At 67.8% G+C, this 13471-nt stretch carries 10 protein-coding genes; 5 read left to right on the plus strand and 5 right to left on the minus strand.

Features of this window, described 5'->3' with window-relative positions; translation table 11 throughout:
• Positions 1-92: 92 nt before the first annotated feature.
• From LLH23_23370 to LLH23_23390, 5 genes are read right to left on the minus strand one after another with little or no spacing between them, the layout of a single operon-like run.
• Positions 93-452 (minus strand): hypothetical protein, encoded by a 360-nt coding sequence (locus LLH23_23370; GenBank protein MCE5241416.1) that lies wholly within the window; start codon positions 450-452, stop codon positions 93-95.
• Positions 394-780: a hypothetical protein gene (locus LLH23_23375; GenBank protein MCE5241417.1), complete on the minus strand. Its 387-nt coding sequence runs from the start codon at positions 778-780 to the stop codon at positions 394-396. The genes LLH23_23370 and LLH23_23375 overlap by 59 nt, the downstream gene beginning before the upstream one ends.
• 12 nt (positions 781-792) lie before the next feature.
• Complete coding sequence (locus LLH23_23380; protein ID MCE5241418.1) at positions 793-1857, minus strand: peptidoglycan bridge formation glycyltransferase FemA/FemB family protein; 1065 nt, start codon at positions 1855-1857, stop codon at positions 793-795.
• Positions 1858-1862: 5 nt separating this feature from the next.
• A complete protein-coding gene (gene mrdA / locus LLH23_23385; protein MCE5241419.1) occupies positions 1863-3788 on the minus strand; it encodes a penicillin-binding protein 2 in 1926 nt (641 codons plus the stop codon).
• A gap of 10 nt (positions 3789-3798) precedes the next feature.
• Positions 3799-6162, minus strand: coding sequence for a PBP1A family penicillin-binding protein (locus tag LLH23_23390; GenBank protein ID MCE5241420.1), 2364 nt, complete (start codon positions 6160-6162; stop codon positions 3799-3801).
• A 169-nt stretch (positions 6163-6331) separates the two neighbouring features.
• On the opposite strand from LLH23_23390, the gene LLH23_23395 reads away from it, so the two are divergent.
• The 5 genes from LLH23_23395 to LLH23_23415 all read left to right on the plus strand — a co-directional run bounded on the left by LLH23_23395 (position 6332) and on the right by LLH23_23415 (position 13445).
• The gene (locus tag LLH23_23395) at positions 6332-8011 is read left to right on the plus strand and encodes an SLBB domain-containing protein (protein ID MCE5241421.1); all 1680 of its coding nucleotides are present in this window, start codon (positions 6332-6334) and stop codon (positions 8009-8011) included.
• Positions 8012-8123: 112 nt separating this feature from the next.
• Positions 8124-9929 carry a prolyl oligopeptidase family serine peptidase gene (locus tag LLH23_23400; protein ID MCE5241422.1) on the plus strand — a complete coding sequence of 602 codons (1806 nt, stop codon included), beginning with the start codon at positions 8124-8126 and terminating at the stop codon, positions 9927-9929.
• Positions 9930-9971: 42 nt separating this feature from the next.
• Positions 9972-10976: a hypothetical protein gene (locus tag LLH23_23405; GenBank protein ID MCE5241423.1), complete on the plus strand. Its 1005-nt coding sequence runs from the start codon at positions 9972-9974 to the stop codon at positions 10974-10976.
• 146 nt (positions 10977-11122) lie between these two features.
• Positions 11123-11797: a DUF1559 domain-containing protein gene (locus tag LLH23_23410; protein MCE5241424.1), complete on the plus strand. Its 675-nt coding sequence runs from the start codon at positions 11123-11125 to the stop codon at positions 11795-11797.
• A gap of 88 nt (positions 11798-11885) precedes the next feature.
• Positions 11886-13445: a DUF4855 domain-containing protein gene (locus tag LLH23_23415; GenBank protein MCE5241425.1), complete on the plus strand. Its 1560-nt coding sequence runs from the start codon at positions 11886-11888 to the stop codon at positions 13443-13445.
• Positions 13446-13471: the final 26 nt, after the last annotated feature.

Below are 13471 nucleotides of genomic sequence, written 5' to 3' on the forward strand. Positions count from 1 at the left end.
ATCTGTGCAAATGCGAATGTACGAGCGGTCACCGACCGCGACCCGGGCTCCCACCAACGTCTGTGGGAGCGGTCACCGACCGCGACCTGCCCCTACCTCTGCAACCGCTTCGTCAGCGCCATCACGGCCGACTTCACCGCGGCGTTGACCAGGGCGTTGACCGCGGTGTCCAGGGGCGTATCGAGGCGCCGGGGTGCGGCCACCAGCCGCTGCGGCGGGGCGGCGGGAGCCGCCTCGGTCGGGACAGCCGGCGCAGCGGCGCTGCGGCGCCCCAGCCAGAACGCCAGCCCCAGGACGCCGACCCCGAGCGCGATCCCCCCGACGGTCAGCGCCGTCATGCCCAGCACCCGGCGCTCGGTCTCCTGCCGGGCCGCGCGCTTGATTCCGTCCCAGCTAGTCTGTAGATCCCGAACCGTGATCTGCTTCTCCGGTCCGTCCGCTGGTGCTGTCATCCCGACGCTCCTCCTTCCCCACCCGGAGTGCGACCATCACCAGCACCACCGCCACAACCATCACCAGCAACCCGGCGCACAGGTAGCCAAATTCATAGCTGCCGCCGAACAGATAAGCGAAGCCGATGACCGCGAAGATGCCCAGGAAGACAGCCCCCAGGATCATCAGGGCGGTCGCGGTCAGCAGCAGGGCCACCTTCAGGCCCGCCTTCTGCAGCGGCTGCACCAGCACGTAGCCCACGGTCTCGCGCCCGCGCTGCCGCAGGTAGAGCATCAACTGCTCGACAAACTCCTTCATCAACTCCGAGATGGACTTGTCCTCCGCCATGGGCAACACTCCTCACTCGGATGTCTCGGCGCTCCGGGGCGAGCGGCGCAACACCCGCCGCAGCCGCAGCGCCTGGTTGTAGGCCACGTACCACAGGGGCGAGTAGACCAGGTCGAACTCGCCCACGTATTCCAGATACTGCGCGCCGAACCCTCTCTTGAAGCGGTTCAGGCCGTGCAGCCCGCCCTCGTCGTCCTCCGCGCCCGTCTCGCGGGCCACGCCGCGCATGTCATACACCGTGCAGCCCCGCGCCTGGGCCCACTGCATCATCTCCCATTGCAGCAGATGGTTGGGCATGGTGTTGCGCAAGCGGTTGCTGGAGGCGCCGTAGACATACCACGCCTGCGGCCCCAGGGCCAGCGTGATGGCCCCGCAGATCAGCTCGTCGCCGACCGAGCCCAGGAACAGCCCGCCCAGCCCCGGCGCGATCAGCAGGTCCCAGAGGTCCTCATAGTAGCTCAGCGCCCGCACCGCGAAGCCATCACGGCGGCACGTCTCCTGCAGCACCTCGTAGAACGCCGGCAGATCGTCGCGGGTGCCCTGGCGGATTGTCACACCCTTCTTCTGGGCCAGCCGGATGTTGTAGCGCCACTTGGGGTGGAAGGAAGCCAGTAGCTCGTCGGGGCCGGGGGCGATGTTGACCTTCATCACGTAGCGGGGCTGCACGCCGCCGAAGTGGGTCGTATCCGGGGCCGGACGGAAGCCCAGGCGGCGCAGGCTGCCGACAAAGGCCTCGTCCGGCTCGGGCAGCGCCGGGTCCACCTTCAGCGCCAGCGCCCGGCGGCCGCGGGCCAGTTCCCGCGCCTCGGACAGCAGCGTCTCCAGCACCTCGGGCTCTCCCGACGGCACAAGCGGCCCCCGCGGGGCATAGAACAGGCAGCGCCCGCCCGGGGCGTTGCGCTGCAGCACCTGCATGCCGGCGACAAGGCGGCCGTCCCGCTCGACGGCCAGGCGCAGGGGCGTCCACCCGGTCCGGGCCTTGAGGTCTCCCCATTCCCAGGCCTGCATGAAATCGCCGGCACGGCAGCCGGCGACGAAGGCGTTCCAGTCCGACTGGCGATCAGGTGTCAGCAGCATGATTCTCAGTCCGCGGTCACGACCGCACCGCCGCCGGTGCCCTTCAGGCCGTAGAGGGCGGCAAGGATCCGGCGCGCCACCGGCGCAGCGGTGGCACTGCCGTGCCCGCCCTCGGCCACGAAGACGGCGATGGCATACTTGGGCTTCCCATACGGCGCAAAGCAGACAAACCAGGCGTGGGGCGGGCGATTGCTCAGGTGCTCGGCCGACCCCGTCTTCCCGGCCACGCTGATGGGCAGGTCGCGCAGGGCCCCGGCCGTGCCGTGCAGGACGGCCAGTCTCATGCCCTCGCGGACCATCTGCAGCGTCTCGGGCTTCACGCTCACCGTCCGGTCCACGATGCGAGTCAGGACCGTGGGGCCCGAGAAGCCGAAGTGCTCGGGCCAGTCAATGCGACTAACCACGTGTGGACGCAGCAAGGAGCCGCCGTTGGCCACCGCCGCGCAGACGCGAGCCATCTGCAGGGGCGTCACCTCGGTCCAGCCCTGGCCGATGACCATGTTGAGGCTGTCGCCCGTCCACCACTGCTCGTGGTACATCTGCTGTTTCCACTGCTCGTTGGGCACCTGCCCGGATACCTCCTCAGGGAGGTCCAGACGGGTCTTCTCGCCCAAGCCGAACATCGTGGCGTACTGGTACAGATCCGTCCCCGTGAGGCTGGACTTGCGCACTAACTCGTAGAAGTACACGTCGCACGAGTTGGCCAGCGCCTGGCGGAAGTCGAGAGTGCCATGCCCCCGGGGCTTCCAGCACTTGAACCGACGCGGCCCCTCGGTGATATTGCCGCCGCAGTAGTAGCGGGTACTGGGGGTCGCCCGGCCCAGGTCCAGCGCGGCGGACATGCTCACCAGCTTGAAGGTGGAGGCCGGCGCGTAGCGCCCCTGGGTCGCCTTGTTGAGCAGTGGCTTGCGCGGGTCGTCGTTGAGCCGCCGCCAGAGTTCAGGCGACATCCGCCCCACGAAGTCGTTGGGGTCAAACGCCGGCTCGCTGGCCATGACGACGATGCTGCCATCCTCCACATCCATCGCCACGGCGGCGCCGGTGCGGTTGGGGTGTCCCCGCAGCTTCTCACGCAGGGCCTCCTCGGCCGCCTTCTGCGCCACATAGTCCAGGCTCAGGCGCACCGTGGCCCCGACGGCGGGCAGTCGGTACTCGATCAGCCGCACGGGCTTGAGCGCCGCGTCCACCTCATAGACGATGCGACCGCGCCGCCCGCTAAGGATGGGCATAGCCGGGGCCGTGTTGTGGTTCAGCTCGTACTCGCTCTCCAGCCCCGTCTGGCCATAGATGGCATCCGGACCGTAGAGCGGGTCACGCGGCAGCGCCAGCACGGACGGCGCAGCGTCCTCGGCCTGGAAGTCGGGGTACTCGAGGCCCTTGGCGTCGTTCAGTTGGGTCTCGGTGATGGACCGGGCATAGCCCAGGACATGGGCCGCCAACTCGCCGTGCGGGTAGGTGCGGACCGCAGACTCGGTGATGATGACGCCCGGGAGCGCCTGTTCCTCGATCTGCGCCACCTGCCTGAAGTCCACGTCCGCCCCCAGCTCGTCATCCAGGAGCACCGACTCGCGCCCGAGTTGCTTGCGGGCCGCGTCCATCTTGGGGCGCAACTGCGGCGTCGGCACCTGCAGGATGCCGGCCAGGCGCACGATGACCTTCTCGGCCTCGTCCTCACGGGTGGGGAAGCGGGCGGGAACAATGCTGACATTCCAGACCGGCCGGTTCGCGGCCAGCACTTTGCCCTTGCGATCGAGGATGAGTCCGCGCGGCGCCGGCGCGTACGTGATGCTGGTGCGGTTACCGGCAGCCTGCCGTACGAAGCTGCCCCACTGGGTGAGCTGCAGCATCCACAGCCGCCCTGCCAGCACCAGCAGGACGGCCAGACAGACCGCCGCCAACACACGCAGACGAAGCTGGGAAGTGCCGGGCAAGGGGTCTCAGCTATCCTTCATCGGGTTTGGCGGCCGGCGGCTTCGGCTCCGGCTTGGGTTCAGGTTTGGGCTCCGGAGGCTCCGGCCGCGCGCCGCCCCCGCCGCAGGAATGACATGCACCGCCGGGGTCGCGGGTGCTCTCGGTCGTCTGGGCGCAGTTGGGCCCGGCGCGCAGGCCGCTGTGAACGCAGATGGTGTAGGTCTTGCCGCCGCCCCCGGCCGGTCCGGCCGCCGGCGTGCCCGGCCTCTCTCCGCCCTCGCCGTCCTCACCGCCGTGCGGGCCATGCGCCTTACAGCGACCAGGCGTGGGTGTGCCCGGTTCCAGCGTCTTCTCCACCGTGGCCGGGCAGTAGGGCGTGGCCAACCCGCCGCTTGCGGCACACACGGTCACATGGCGGGTGGTGTTTTCATCCTTCTTCTCGGCCCCCTCGCCGGACTTGGTGGCGCGGACGCCACTGCCCTGCGGGTACTCGCCGCGGGCGTCGAGCAGGTCGAGCGACTGCTTCATGAAGCGCGACCAGATCGGCGCGCAGAACCCGCCGCCGGTGCCGCGCGGCATCGGCGCGTTGTCATCATTGCCCACCCACACCGCGGTGGACAGGTCCGGGGTGAAGCCAACCCACCAGACGTCACGGCCGCTGTTGGTGGTGCCTGTCTTGCCGCACGCGGCATAGCCGGAGAGGTTGGCGCGAGTGCCCGTGCCGGAGGTCACGACGCCGCGCAGCATGGAGATCATGCTGACGGCGGTGTCGGCGCGCACTACGCGCGTGAGCTGCGGCTGGGCCTCGAGAATCAGTTCGCCATTCCAGGTCGTGATCCGCCGGATGAAGTTGCGGGTCGGGCGCAGGCCCCCGTTGGCGAAGGTGGCGTAGCCGGTCGCTTGCTCCAGCGGCGACAACTCCGACGCACCCAACGCCAGCGAGTAGTAGGGCCGCAGCCGCTCCTGGGGGATGTTCAGGATCTCGCTGGCCTTCTTCTGCACCGTCTCCACGCCCAGCTTGCGGACGACCCGCACCGAGACCAGGTTGACCGACTCGGCCAAGGCGCGGCGCAGTGTGTACGACCCGCCCTGCCGTGGCGAGTAGTTCTTGGGGGAGTAGTACTTCCCGTTCCCCAGCGGGATGCTGATCGGGTCGGCGCTGAACACCGAGTCAGGCCCATAGCCGTACTCGAGGGCGGTCGCCCAGATGTAGGGCTTCATCGAGGAGCCCGGCTGACGCCCGTAGGACGGCGGCCCGGGATGAGCGCGGTTGTACCACAGCTTCTCAAAGGGCCCGACCCCACCCACCAGGGCCACGACGTTCCCGGTCTTCACTTCGACACTGGCCAGGGCGCCCTGACCCACCAGCCCGCCCCGGATCGCCCCGTCGGAGCGCAGCGAGGTGATGCCCCGGGTCAGTTCCTTCTCAGCGATCTTCTGCAAACGGTAGTCCAGCGTCGTGTAGACCTGCAGCCCGCCTGCGTAGACCGCCTCCTCGCCGTACTGGTTGCACAGGTGGCGGATGACCATGTGTGTGAACCACGGGGCGCGCAGCACCGTCTCCCCCTGCTTGCGCAGCGGCACCAGTACGGAGCGGATCTGCTCGGCGTCGGCTTCCTTGTACTGCTTGCGGTCTATGTAGCCCTGCTGCAGCATCGCCAGGAGCACCTGGGTGCGCCGCCCGTGGGCCCGTTCGGGGTAGTCATAGGGCGAGTAGTAGATCGGCGAGCGGGGCAGGCCGGCCAGCAGGGCGCACTGGGCGAGGGTCAGGTCCTTGGGCTCCTTGTTGAAGAGGAGCCCGGCGGCGCGCTTGATCCCCCAGGCGCCGTGGCCGTAGTAGACCTCGTTGAGGTACATCTCCAGGATCTCATCCTTGGAGAAGCGGCGCTCCAGCTCCGCGGCCAGCAGCATCTCCTTCAGCTTGCGCGGGACGGTCTTTTCCTGCGTCAGCCACATGTTGCGGGCGAGCTGCTGGGTGATGGTGCTGCCGCCCTGGGCCATGCTGTGTCGGCGCAAGTTCACGACCGCCGCGCGCATGATGCCCTTGGGGTCAATGCCCCGGTGGCGGCGGAAGGGCCGGTCCTCGATGGCGATGGTGGCGTCCAGGAGGGCCTTGGGGATGTTGCGCAGGTCCTCCGGCTCCCGATCCTCGCGGAAGACGCGGGCCAGGAGGGTGTGCCCCTCGGTCCCGTCAGGCTGGCGTTCAGTCGAGAAGATCTGGGTGGTCAGGCCCGGGCGGTAGGCCTCGATGTTCTCGGGGTCGGGCAGGTCCTTACGCACCTCGACGTACGTGCCGCCCATGACCCCCAGAGCGGTGACGGCGCCAACGAACAGCGTGGCGTTGAGGTAACGGAAGAACCTGTGTAGACGCGTGGTTGTGTTCGTACTGCCCATGATCCGGACACCGAGGGTGGATTATACAGGATTGCGGTCCCCGAGGCGAGGGGCGCTTCTTGACATCGGGACGAAGCACTACATACAATGCCGCTGACCCCCGCGCCACTCGATCAGACGTGGAGCGGGTGATGCTAGCCCCCAATATGCCTGGCGGAAGATGCTGCCCATGACCAACCGATCCGCCCTTGTGCCCCACTCGCTCCTGCTATCAACACTCGCGGCGCTATGCCTGCTCCCCGCGCTCTCCACGGCCGCCGAGCCGCTGGTCGTGGACGAGCACTACCGCCTCCAGGCCGGCGATGTCATCATCGTCAATGTGCTGGGCGAAGAGGGCCTCAGCGGCCAGCGTTCGGTGGGCCCCGGCGGCTCCATCATGGTGCCGCTCGTGGGCAGCGTCCCCGTGGTCGGCAAGAGCCTCCGCGAGGTCAACGATCTCATCACCAAGTACTACAAGGATGTCCTCAAGCGCCCCTACGTGACCGTAGCGCTCGATGAGCCAAGCTCCAAGCGGCGGGTGTATGTGAGCGGACGGGTGGAGAAGCCTGGCAGCCAGATGCTGCCCCTGGGAGCCACGCTGCCCGATGCGGTCGTGGGCGCCGGGTTCGACGATGAGTCCGATCTCGCCCGCGTGACGCTGCGGCACGCGGACGGCGCCGTCAGCACGGTGGACCTGTCCGGACTGCGCACTACCTTGCCCCTGGAGACCAACATAGTGCTGCGCTGGGATGACCGCGTGTACGTCCCCGAGCGCGGTTCACGGCTGACCATCGTGGGTCAAGTGGCCAAGCCCGGTTCGTACACGACCCCGCTGGGGCGGCGACTGACGCTGGTGGAGCTGCTGACGCAGATTGCCGGCGGCCTGACTTCCCAGGCTGCCAAGTCCGCCACACTCATCCGCGAGGGGTCCGAGAAGTCTGAGCAGATTGACCTGGTCCGCCTGCTGGAACAAGGCGACATGACCCAGAACCGCGACCTGTACGCGGGCGACACAGTCGTCATCCCCGAGTCCGGGCGCATCACCATCGCCGGTGAGGTCGGCCAGCCGACTACGCTCTATCCGGCCAACGGCATGACGGTCCTGGAGGCCATCGTCCGCGCCGGGGGCTTCACCCCCAACGCTGGCCTGCGCTCCGCCCAACTGCGCCGGGGAGACCAGGTCTCGGTCCTCAACCTCGAGGATGCCTGGCGCCGGGGCAACCTCACCGACAACGTCCTGCTGCAGCCGGGCGATGTCCTCATCGTGCCGAAGGCCCCCGATGAAGAGGTGTTGATCACCGGGGCGGTGCTGAAGGCCGGGACCGTGGACATCCGCAACAAGGAGAACCCCAGGCTGCTCGAGCTGCTGACCAACGCCGGCAGGACGCCGGCCGGGGACTACTCGCGGGTCAGCATCTACCGCGATGGCGAGCATGTCGTCGCCAATGCCCGGGCGGCCATGGAGCAGGGCGACATGCGCGGCAACCCGGTCCTGCTGCCCGGGGACGTGGTCTACGTGCCTGAGGCGGGCAAGGTGGCGTTTCTGGGCGCCTTCGGCCGGCCCGGCCTGATTGACTATGACCCGAAGCTGACGTTCTTGCAGTACCTGACCCTCGCGGGCCTGCCGCCGCCGGGCACGGCCAAGCTGGACAAGGGCTTTGTCATCCGCACGCGCCCGGACAACACCTACGAGACGATGGAGTTCGACCTCTCGAGGATTCTCAAGGGCACGATTCCTGAGCCTATCAAGATCCAACCGGGTGACGTCATCTTCATCGAGGGCAAGGCCCCGGCGAAGCCCAGCCTGTGGACGCGGCTCCGCGATGCGCTGTTCACCGCCAGCGCGTTCCGCAACATCCTGGACTGGTAGAGCCGCGCGTGCCCCCCGGGGAGCCACCGGGGGGAATGCAGACGGGGGTCAGCCCCTGCGGGGACAGACCCCTCGAGGGTGCTGTCGCTTCGCCACCCCACAAGAGGTCCCCATGCGACACCTGCTGGTCGTGCTGTGCCTGTGCGCTGCCTCCTCGGCCTGCCTGGCCCTGACGGTCACTCCCGCGGAGGGGGGCTTCGCCGTCCAGGCCACGGGCTACACCGCAGCGGTGGGGCCCGACGGCTCGCTGACCAGCTTGAAGGTCGGCGACCAGGAGTTTCTGGTCTGCAAGGGCGGCTTCCCCCGTGGCGGCTACATGTACCAGGGCAAGATGCACCAGGCGCAGGCGGTCACGGCGGTAGGGCAGAACGGCTGCGAGGCTGACACCGACCTCGGCCACTGGCGCTACACCTTTGAGGAAGCCCGCGTCGTCCTCGAGGTCACGAACAAGTCCCCCAAGGTGCTGACCTTCGTGGTCGTGTTCAACCCGGGCCTCCAGGCCGTAACCGACCCGAAGGGCAAGTTCCGCAAGGTCCCGGCCAACGCGTTCTGGGGCGACTGCACGTGGTTCCTGGGCCCGGCCAAGCTGCGCTGCGTCGGCGCGGGGCACCAGTGGGGGCCCTGGGGCGGCGACAGGAACCAGGTGACGACCTACGACTGCCCGCCACAGGGCAAGATGACGATCACGATGGAGACCGGCATGGCCAGCGACGCCGAGCAGCAGCAAGCCACGGAGACCGCCGCGCGCGTCGTCGCGCCCCCGACCGATCCGGTCGGCCCCATGTGGGACCTGCAGCGCTTCGGACAGGCCCCGAAGACCTACCCAGCCGAGGGCTTCGCCGGAGAGGGCGTCCAGGCGCTCTTCTTCGAGGGGCCGCCGTATGAGGGCCAGCCCACCCGCGTCTTCGCCTGGCTGGGCTTCCCCCCCGGCATGAAGCCGGGCGAGAAGGTCCCGGGCATGGTGCTGGTGCACGGCGGCGGGGGCACGGCCTTCGCCAGTTGGGTGAAGCTGTGGACCAGCCGGGGCTATGCCGCCATCGCCATGGACACCTGCGGCTGCGTGCCGCGCGGCACGTACGGCAAGTGGGAGCGGCATGACTTGGGCGGGCCGCCCGGCTGGGGTGGCTACGGGCAGATTGACGAGCCGCGCGAGGACCAGTGGACCTTCCACGCCGTCGCCGGCGCCCTGCTGGCCCACTCGCTCCTGCGCGCCCAGCCGCAGGTAGACCCCGACCGCATTGGCCTGACGGGCATCTCCTGGGGCGGCTACCTGACCTGTATCATCGCCGGTGCAGACCCGCGCTACAAGCTCGCGGTGCCCGTCTACGGCTGCGGCTTCACCAACGAGCACAGCTTCGCGGACAACGTCAACAACCTGGGGCCCGAGCGCGCCGCCCGCTGGATGCGCTGGTGGGACCCCTCGGCCTACCTGCCCAATGTGAAGATGCCGATGCTCTGGGTCACGGGCACCAACGACTTCGCCTACACGTTCAATGCCCTGCAGAAGTCATACCGGCTGCCCCAGACACCGCGTACGCTGGCGATCCGGCTGCGGATGCCGCACGGCCACGGCGCCGCCGGCGAGGGCCCCGAAGAGATCCGCGTCTTTGCCGACAGCCTCCTCAAGGGCGGCCAACCCTACGGGAAGATAACGGGTCAGGGGCGTGACGGCAGGAATGTCTGGGTAACCTATACCTGCCCGGTGCCCATCGCGAAGGCCGAGTTGCTGTACACGAAAGACCTCGGCAAGTGGCCGGACCGCAAGTGGGAGGTCCTGCCAGCCCAGTACGCCGAGGGCCGGGCCACCGCCACCTTACCCGAAGGCACGACGGTGTACTACCTGAATCTGTACGATGAGCGCAACTGCGCCATCAGCAGCGAACACGAAGAGCTTGCCCCGGGCGCGTCCGCTCCCTGACGCCGCACCGGCCGCGCGGGCAGTGTGTCAGGAGGAAGACCGATGAGAACCGCAGACCGTTGGGCGCTCCGACTCATGGCGGTGGCGCTGGTGGGCGTGGGCCTGCTGCAGGCCGCGGCCCCGGCGCACGCCATCACGATCAAGAAGCCCCGTCGGAACGAGACAATCCACAGCAGCCGGGTGAATGTGGAGGGGACGGCCGCCTCCCACGCAGTCCTGCGCGTGATCGTGGAGCGCAAGGCACACACCCTGTTCTTCACCAGTTGGCACACGGTCTTTGACGAGAGGATCCAGGCCGGCGATTCGGGCAAGTGGAAGGTCATTGTCAGGGTCACCGAAGACGGTGACTACCGCGCGACCGTCCGCCGCCTCGACAGCCGCGACAAGCACGTCCCCGACGCGACCCAGCCCTTCCGAGTAGAGCGCGACGAACACGAACGCGAGCATGAGGATGGGGATAACAGGGCGCTGCGGATAGATGAGCCCGACAATGGCGCGCGGCTGGGCTCATCCCGCCTCACAGTCCGGGGACGGGCCGAGGCCCGTCAGCGCGTGCGGGTGCGCCTCACCGCCTCCGGGAACAGGGAGGCCGACACCGAGACCACGCGCGCCGACAGCGATAGCCGCTGGAACGTCACGCTGCGCTTCCCGGCCCCCGGCTCGTACCTGATCCAGGCCGAAGTGCTAGGGCATGAGGACAAGGTCGTCGCCCACACGTTCATCACGGTCTACTACACACCCGGCGAGGGCGGGCCGGAGGAAGCATCCATCCGCATCACCCGCCCCGAAGAGGACGCTACCATTCACAGCTCCACGCCCACGATCAAGGGCGTGGCCACACCAGGGGCCGATGTCCGCGTGCAGGTCCTCGACAGCCGCAGCCGACGCATCCATGATGAGAGAACCCGGGCGCAGCGCAACGGGGAGTGGGACGTGCGTCCCACTCTGGACCGCGAGGGCAGCTACCGCATCGTGGCGGAGCTGCTCAGTGACTCCGGTCGTGTGCTGGCGCGGGATACGACCGACTTCCGCTACGAGCGCGACTGACGGCCGGTCGTGCCGAGTGGCCCCTATAGCGCCGACGCCGCCGGCTCCGCTGGCGGCGTCGTGCCCGTGAGCCAGGGAGGAATGCAGGAGATCCGGCACAAACATCGAAGGAAAGTAGGGACGTGAGCTCTGAAGGAGGTGTTGCTGTGAGACGAGGCTTTACGCTGATTGAGCTGTTGGTTGTCATCGCGATCATCGCCATCCTGGCGGCGATCCTGTTTCCCGTGTTCGCCAAGGCCCGCGAGAAGGCTCGGCAGACAAGCTGTCTGAACAACATCAAGCAGCTCACTCTGGGCTTTCTCCAGTACGTTCAGGACTACGACGAGAGGTTCCCCGACGACAGCTTCATCCCCGGCATGCCCCAGGGCAGCCAGGGCGTCAATGTGTGCTGGTGGCGCTTCAAGATCCAGCCCTACATCAAGAACTGGCAGGTCTTCGCCTGCCCCTCCGGCGAGACCAACCGCGACTGGTCCAGCTCCGTCAACACCCAGGGGCAAGGCAGCTATGGCTACGACAGCGCCACAAGCGGGGGCCTGGGCGGGGTAAGCCTGGGGTCGCTCTCGACGCCGGCTGCCCGCATCCTCGTCTCCGACGCGCGCCACTGGGGACTCGCATCGTGCTGGCCGGGCAACGCGGCCTATCCGACCTACAACTCCAGCGAGTGGGTCGCCCCCAACTGTGGCGCGAATGCGCAGGCTCACTGGAACGAGCGCAGTTCCCGCCACAACGGCGGCTCCAACGTGGGCTTCGTGGACGGCCACGCCAAGTGGCTGCCGGCGCAGAAGATCATCGGTGACGCGACAGCCCTGCGCACGAACTAGCCGACAAGGACCCCACTGATCTCCCGGCGAAATGCGACAGCCGTGGCAACGATGCCACGGCTGTTCTGCTTTGAGGGGAGTGAGGCCAATGCGCAAGACGGTGCTCGGGTCGGCGCTAGTTGCTCTGCTTCTCGTCAGTGGTGTGGCCGGGGGCCAAGAGGAGCTGACGTACCTGCCGCCGGGGACGCCGGAGGTGGGTGGTGTCAATGACATCGTGTTGATCTACCATGGGCTGAAGAGCCGCCCCGCCTGGACGCGGGAAGCCTTCCTGCCCTATGTGGCTTACGTGGAGCGGCAGGGCAAACCCCGTGACTGGTTCTTCGACGCCTTCCTCTTCATCGAGTTCGCCAGCGATACCGGCGCCTGGCTGCACTGTCCACCGCCCAAGGGCCAGCTGCCGACCCCGCAGGACTGGGTCTGGTTGGCGGACGCGTGGTTCCGCCCTGCCGCTGGCCTCGTTGGTCTGGACCAGGCCGTGGCCGAGGTCGCCGGGAAGCTGGGGCCGCCCGACAGGAAGGGCAAAGTCATCATCGGCATGCCCATCCCCTTCAGGGAGTTGGGCACGTTCGGCCCCCTGCCGCCCGGCCAACAGGTCCTGGACATGACCAATGACGCGGACCGCCTGCAGGCGGTGCGCTGGTACGTGCAGCGCGTGATGCAGCAGTGGCGCGAGCACCAGTACCGCCACCTCGACTTGCTGGGGTTCTACTGGACCGACGAGCGCAGGTCCTCCGGAGACTGGCCTCTGTGCCGACAGGTCTCACAGTACCTCCACGGCCTGGGCATGAAGTACTACCAGATCCCCTACATCGATGGTCAGCGCTCTCTCCCCTGGCCTGAGGCCGGCTTCGATGCAGTCATGCGTCATCCCATCTTCTACACCTGCAAGGACGATCCGCCGCTGGACAATCTGCGCCTGGCCGCCAAGCTCAACGGCCTGAACCGGACCGGATTCGAGCTCGAGCTCGACATGCGAGTGCTGGAGGAGAAGCACCGGGAACGCCTCACGGCGGTGATGGACTCGGCGGTGCACTACGGTTGGATGAATGGGGCGCTGATGTCGTACTACGAGGGCGGGGGCGCGCTCCTGAAGCTGGCCGCCGATAGCGGGCCGGGACGCGAGGTCTACGACAACCTCTACGCCTTCGTCAAGGGCAACTACAGTCCCTCCGGCAAGTACGACTTCTCTGCGCTGCCTATCCTACACCACGACAACACGGCGGATCTGGCGCTGGCCTCCAGGGGCGCGAAGGTCCACGGTTTGACCGCCATCGAAGAGGGCCTGCAGCCGGAGATGGTGATAGATGGCAACTACGAGTTCTATGACGCCCACAACGGCTACGCTGCCCTCACCTGGCCCGCCAGCTTCGTGATCGAGCTGCCCGCCGTTTCTATCATATCTCGGACCCAGGTCATGTTCTTCGACCACCCGAGCCACTCCTATCGGTACCAATACACGGTCGAGACGTCCGTGGACGGCCAGCGCTGGTACCCGGCGGTAGACCAGAGCGAAGGCGACGTCGTCGGGTGGCAGGTGGACACCTTTCCGCCCCGGCAGGCGCGATACGTGCGCTTCAACGGCCTGCACAATGCCAAGAACAGCTACGTACACGTGGTGGAATTCGAGGTCTATAGCGAAGCCAAGTGACTCGCCGCGACGAAGCCCGCCAACCG

The organism is bacterium, from assembly GCA_021372615.1.
Taxonomy (GTDB): domain Bacteria; phylum Armatimonadota; class Zipacnadia; order Zipacnadales; family UBA11051; genus JAJFUB01.

Coding starts and splice junctions, on each gene's coding strand:
- LLH23_23375 (MCE5241417.1), bottom strand. CDS start 780: ATGGCGGAGGACAAGTCCATCTCGGAGTTGATGAAGGAGTTTGTCGAG.
- LLH23_23400 (MCE5241422.1), top strand. CDS start 8,124: ATGCGACACCTGCTGGTCGTGCTGTGCCTGTGCGCTGCCTCCTCGGCC.
- LLH23_23395 (MCE5241421.1), top strand. CDS start 6,332: ATGACCAACCGATCCGCCCTTGTGCCCCACTCGCTCCTGCTATCAACA.
- LLH23_23405 (MCE5241423.1), top strand. CDS start 9,972: ATGAGAACCGCAGACCGTTGGGCGCTCCGACTCATGGCGGTGGCGCTG.
- LLH23_23370 (MCE5241416.1), bottom strand. CDS start 452: ATGACAGCACCAGCGGACGGACCGGAGAAGCAGATCACGGTTCGGGAT.
- LLH23_23415 (MCE5241425.1), top strand. CDS start 11,886: ATGCGCAAGACGGTGCTCGGGTCGGCGCTAGTTGCTCTGCTTCTCGTC.
- LLH23_23390 (MCE5241420.1), bottom strand. CDS start 6,162: ATGGGCAGTACGAACACAACCACGCGTCTACACAGGTTCTTCCGTTAC.
- LLH23_23380 (MCE5241418.1), bottom strand. CDS start 1,857: ATGCTGCTGACACCTGATCGCCAGTCGGACTGGAACGCCTTCGTCGCC.